We start from the raw sequence: 4,371 nt of genomic DNA on the forward strand, positions 1-4,371 counted from the left end.
GTTGGTGAACAGCAGGTTCGGGCTGTCCGGCATGAGCGAGGACGAGGGGACGATGGTGTGTTGCTTCGACCGGAAGAAGTCGAGGAACGACTGGCGGATTTGCGTGCTGGTCATCATGCGCGGCGCGACAAAAACAGGGCGCAGAGGTTAGCCAATCGCGGCGGCAAGGCGAGTGGAAGTTTCGGGCGGCATTTGGGCGTTGCGCGTGCGCGCAGGATTCCTTGTGAGTGGCGGCGCTTGCCCGGTCGTTTCGTGAGTGTTGCCTGTATCGCGCCTGTTCGCAGAAGAAAGTCCTCGTCGCTGACGACGATCCATCCGGGTGCCGGTTGCTCCTGAGTGTCCCGGGCAAATGGGGCTATGGTGTTCTTCCAGCGTCGGACGGGGAGGAAGCCTGGCAGGTGCTTCAGCACGACCACACGGTGCGACTCGCGCCCGTGGATTGGTTGATGCCGGAAGTCACGGGGCTGGAACCCATCAAGCGCATCCGCGAGCGCAACATCGCGCCGTTTCACGCCGTGCTGATCACCTCGCGCGGCGGCAAGCAGAGCCTGATCGAGGCGCTGGAGAGGCGGGCGCGGATGCACCGCAGCCGTCCCACTCCCTGCCCGCCGAATAGCGCCCGTTCCCGCCACGTCCATCGCACACCTGAAATCCACCCCATGAATCGCATCCTCACACTTGGCTTCCTCCTCCTCCTGCCGGTCGTCCTCGGCGCACGCGGCGAGAACTGGCCCGAATTCCGCGGTCCGACCGGGCAGGGCATCGCCACCGCGAAGGGCTTGCCCGCCGAGTGGAGCGCGACGAAGAACATCGCGTGGAAAAAGGCCGTCCCCGGCAAGGGTTGGTCGTCCCCGGTGGTCGTGGACGGCGTGATCTACCTGACCGCCGCGGTGGCCAACGAGGCCGAATCAAGCCTCTCGCTCCGCGCGCTCGCGCTCGACGCGCGCGACGGCAGCACGCGTTGGGGCGTCGAAGTTTTTCAGAACCCCGCCGACAAGGCGCACTCCAAGAACTCGCACGCCAGCCCGACGCCCATCGTGGAGGGCAGGCGGCTCTACGTTCATTTCGGCCACCTCGGCAGCGCGTGCCTCGACCTCGACGGCAAGGTGCTTTGGCGCAATTCGCAGTTCAAATACTCGTCCGTGCATGGCAACGGAGGGTCGCCCGCGCTCACCGACGACGCCATGGTCTTCAGTTGCGACGGCGCAAGTGACCCGTTCATCGTCGCCATCGCGAAGTCCGACGGCAAGCTGCTCTGGCGCACCTCGCGCGTGAGCGACGCGGGGCGGAAATTCTCCTTCAGCACGCCGCTGGTCATCACCGTCAAGGGGCAGAAGCAGATCATCAGTCCGGGCAGCGGCGTCGTGTGCGCGCTCGACCCCAAGTCCGGCAAGGAAATCTGGCGCGTGCGATACGGACAAGGCTACTCGGTCGTGCCGCGGCCGGTGTTCGCGCACGGGCTTGTCTTCTTGAGCAGCGGGTTTGACCGCGCCAACATCCTCGCCATCCGTCCCGACGGGCAGGGGGATGTGACCGACACTCACGTGGCATGGACGCACTCCGAGAACGCGCCCAAGACGCCGTCGCTGCTCGTCGTCGGCGATGAAATCTACGCCGCCTCAGACAACGGCTTCGCCACCTGCCTCGATGCGAAGACCGGCAAACTCCATTGGAGCGAGCGGCTCGCCGGCGGATTCTCCGCCTCGCCGGTGTTCGCCGACGGCAAGGTCTTCATGCAAAACGAGGCGGGCACCGGCTTCGTCCTCAAGCCCGGCAAGACCTTCGAGAAACTCGGGGAAAACAAACTCGGCGAAGGCACGCTCGCCTCCTACGCGATCGTGGACAACGCCCTCTTCATCCGCACCGACAAGAGCCTCTTCAAGATCCAGGCGAAGTGACGCGGCTCAGCGCACCGCGAGCAGCTCGACCTCAAAGACCCGCGTCGCATTCGGCGGGACCGCGCCGGGAAAACCTCGCGCCCCGTAAGCCATGGCCGGCGGGATCGTCAGTTTCACCTTGTCGCCGACTTTCATCACGGCCACGCCGGCGTCCCAACCCGTCGATCGGCGCTCCCGGCGGCGCCGGTGATTTCACGATTCGGCCCGCGTCGGGGCGGCCCAGCGGCTCCGCGCGGCGGCGAGATTGTGCGCGCCGAGCTTGGCGAACGCGCGCCGCTTGTGCGTCGCGACGGTGTTCGGGGAGATGCCGGGGCGGGTCGCGACGGCCTCGTCGCTCATCGTGATGCCGCCCGGATGGCGCGCTTCCCGCTGAATAGCCGCGTCCGCGCGCCAATCCATACTCCATGCAACCACTCCTTCCCGTCCTCCTGTTTACTGCCGTCCTCGCCGTCCCCACGACGCCCACGGCGAATGCCGCGCCCCAAGTCGCACTCCCCCGGCGCATCGTGTTCCTCGGCGACAGCATCACTTACGCGGGGCAATACGTGGAGTTCATCGAGACGTATCACCGCCTTCGCACTCCGGAGCGCGAAGTTGAGTTCCTCGACATCGGCCTGCCGAGCGAGACCGTGAGCGGGCTGAGCGAAGACGGCCACGCCGGCGGCAAGTTCCCGCGCCCCGACTTGCACGAGCGGCTCGAGCGCGTGCTTGCGAAGGCCAGGCCCGACCTCGTCGTCGCCTGCTACGGGATGAACTGCGGCATCTACCTGCCGTTCTCCGGGGAGCGCTTCGCCAAGTATCGCGACGGCATGGAGCGCCTGCGCAAGGCGTGCGCCGCGCACGGCGCGAAGGTGCTGCACGTCACGCCGCCGGTCTTCGACGAAGTGAAAGGCGGAAAGCCCGGCTACACCGACACGCTCGCGCGCTATTCCGCGTGGCTCGTCTCGCAGCGCAACGCCGGCTGGGACGTCGTGGACGTGAACGGCCCGATGTCACGCCATCTCGCCGAGCAGCGCGCCAAGGACCCGAAGTTTTTCCTCGCCGGTGACGGCGTGCATTGCAATGAAGCCGGCCACTGGCTCATCGCGAAGGAAATCCTCCTGCACCTCGGCGCCAAGGGCATCGTGTCCGCCGCGGACCCGAAGGCCATGCTCGCGATGCATCCGAACGGCGACGCCGTGCTCAAGCTCGTGCAGCAGCGTCAGCGCATGATGAAGGACGCGTGGCTCGCCGAAACGAAACACACGCGCCCCGGCATGAAGACCGGCATGCCGCTCGCCGAAGCGCAGGCGAAGGCCGCCGAGCTGGCCAGGCAAATCTCCGCAGCGACCACCACGACCAACTAATCCATGAACTCACTCCGCCTCTTCCTTGCGACCTTTAGCGTCCTTTGCGGCCACGCCTTTTCCGCCGACCTCGCGGCCCCGCCGAAGGGCGAGCGCGTCTTCGTCACCGCGCACAGCTTTCACATCTTCGTCGCTCCGCGCCTCGCGCCGCTCGCGAAGGCCGCGGGCATCGAGGGCCACGTCCTCGCCGGCCAGCAGATGATCGGCGGCTCCAAGGTCATCCAGCACTGGGAACTTCCCGCCGAGAAAAATAAGGCCCGCCCCGCGCTCACCGAGGGCACGGTGGACGTGATGACCATGTCGCCGCACGTGTTTCTGCCGGACCCAGGCATTGACAACTTCGTCGAGCTAGGCGCGAAGCAGAATCCCAGGATGCGCTTCCTCGTGCAGCATTCGTGGACGCCGTGGGACGGCTGGGAAGGCACCGACAAGGTCGCCAAGAACGACGACCGCGACACGCGCGCGCTCGACATCGTGCGCGCCGCGAACCTCCGATTCCGTTCAAACCTCGAATCCCAAGTCAACGCGCTCAACCGGAAGCTCGGCCGCGACGCCGTCAGCATCGTCCCCGTTGGCGACGCGGTGATGAAGCTCCGTGAACTCATCGCCGCCGGCAAAGCTCCCGGCCTCACGAAGCAGACCGACCTCTTCACCGACCCCATCGGCCACGGCAAGGAACCCATCCTCGCGCTCGCGACCTACTGCAACTTTGCGTGCATCTATCGCATCTCGCCCACCGGCTTGAAGACCCCGAACACCGCGCTCGACAAGCTCAGCCCCGACCTCGACCCGTTGCTCCGCCAGATCGCGTGGGACACCGTGAAGGGCTACGCGAGGTCGGGAGTCACCGCCAAGTGATGCGCGCCGGCTCCAATGGAATGCGGTCGCAGAGCGCAGCAGCGACACCGCTCTTGAGTAACACCACGGCGCACGAAAGCGGCGTGGCGCGTCGCGCACAAGGTTGGTTAATGGCACTCGTCGCCGCGACTGGCACTTGCACCGCGCAGATCCCGCCGCCCACCGATGCGCCGAAACCGCGCACGCCCGAAGAGAGCGCCGCGGCCTTCAAGCTCCCGTCCGGCTTTCGCATGGAGGTCATCGCCAGCGAGCCGCTGCTCGCGTCGCCC

At 66.6% G+C, this 4,371-nt stretch carries 6 protein-coding genes; 3 read left to right on the plus strand and 3 right to left on the minus strand.

Annotated features, from left to right (window positions below; translation table 11 throughout):
* The coding region (locus tag FJ386_15070) for a hypothetical protein (GenBank protein MBM3878007.1) at positions 1-117 on the minus strand (117 nt) is incomplete at its 3' end.
* A 110-nt stretch (positions 118-227) separates the two neighbouring features.
* Between FJ386_15070 and FJ386_15075 the strand changes: the two genes are divergently transcribed.
* A complete protein-coding gene (locus FJ386_15075; GenBank protein ID MBM3878008.1) occupies positions 228-1,898 on the plus strand; it encodes a response regulator in 1,671 nt (556 codons plus the stop codon).
* A 6-nt stretch (positions 1,899-1,904) separates the two neighbouring features.
* On the opposite strand, the gene FJ386_15080 is transcribed toward FJ386_15075, so the two are convergent.
* Positions 1,905-2,033 carry a hypothetical protein gene (locus FJ386_15080; GenBank protein MBM3878009.1) on the minus strand — a complete coding sequence of 43 codons (129 nt, stop codon included), beginning with the start codon at positions 2,031-2,033 and terminating at the stop codon, positions 1,905-1,907.
* Between the two features lie 57 nt (positions 2,034-2,090).
* Positions 2,091-2,297: a hypothetical protein gene (locus FJ386_15085; GenBank protein ID MBM3878010.1), complete on the minus strand. Its 207-nt coding sequence runs from the start codon at positions 2,295-2,297 to the stop codon at positions 2,091-2,093.
* A 5-nt stretch (positions 2,298-2,302) separates the two neighbouring features.
* Here FJ386_15085 and FJ386_15090 point away from each other — a divergent pair, with 5 nt between their 5' ends.
* Complete coding sequence (locus FJ386_15090; protein MBM3878011.1) at positions 2,303-3,244, plus strand: SGNH/GDSL hydrolase family protein; 942 nt, start codon at positions 2,303-2,305, stop codon at positions 3,242-3,244.
* Between the two features lie 3 nt (positions 3,245-3,247).
* Complete coding sequence (locus FJ386_15095) at positions 3,248-4,102, plus strand: hypothetical protein (GenBank protein MBM3878012.1); 855 nt, start codon at positions 3,248-3,250, stop codon at positions 4,100-4,102.
* The last annotated feature ends 269 nt before the right edge of the window (positions 4,103-4,371 follow it).

It is taken from the genome of Verrucomicrobiota bacterium, from assembly GCA_016871675.1.
GTDB lineage: Bacteria > Verrucomicrobiota > Verrucomicrobiia > Limisphaerales > VHCN01 > VHCN01.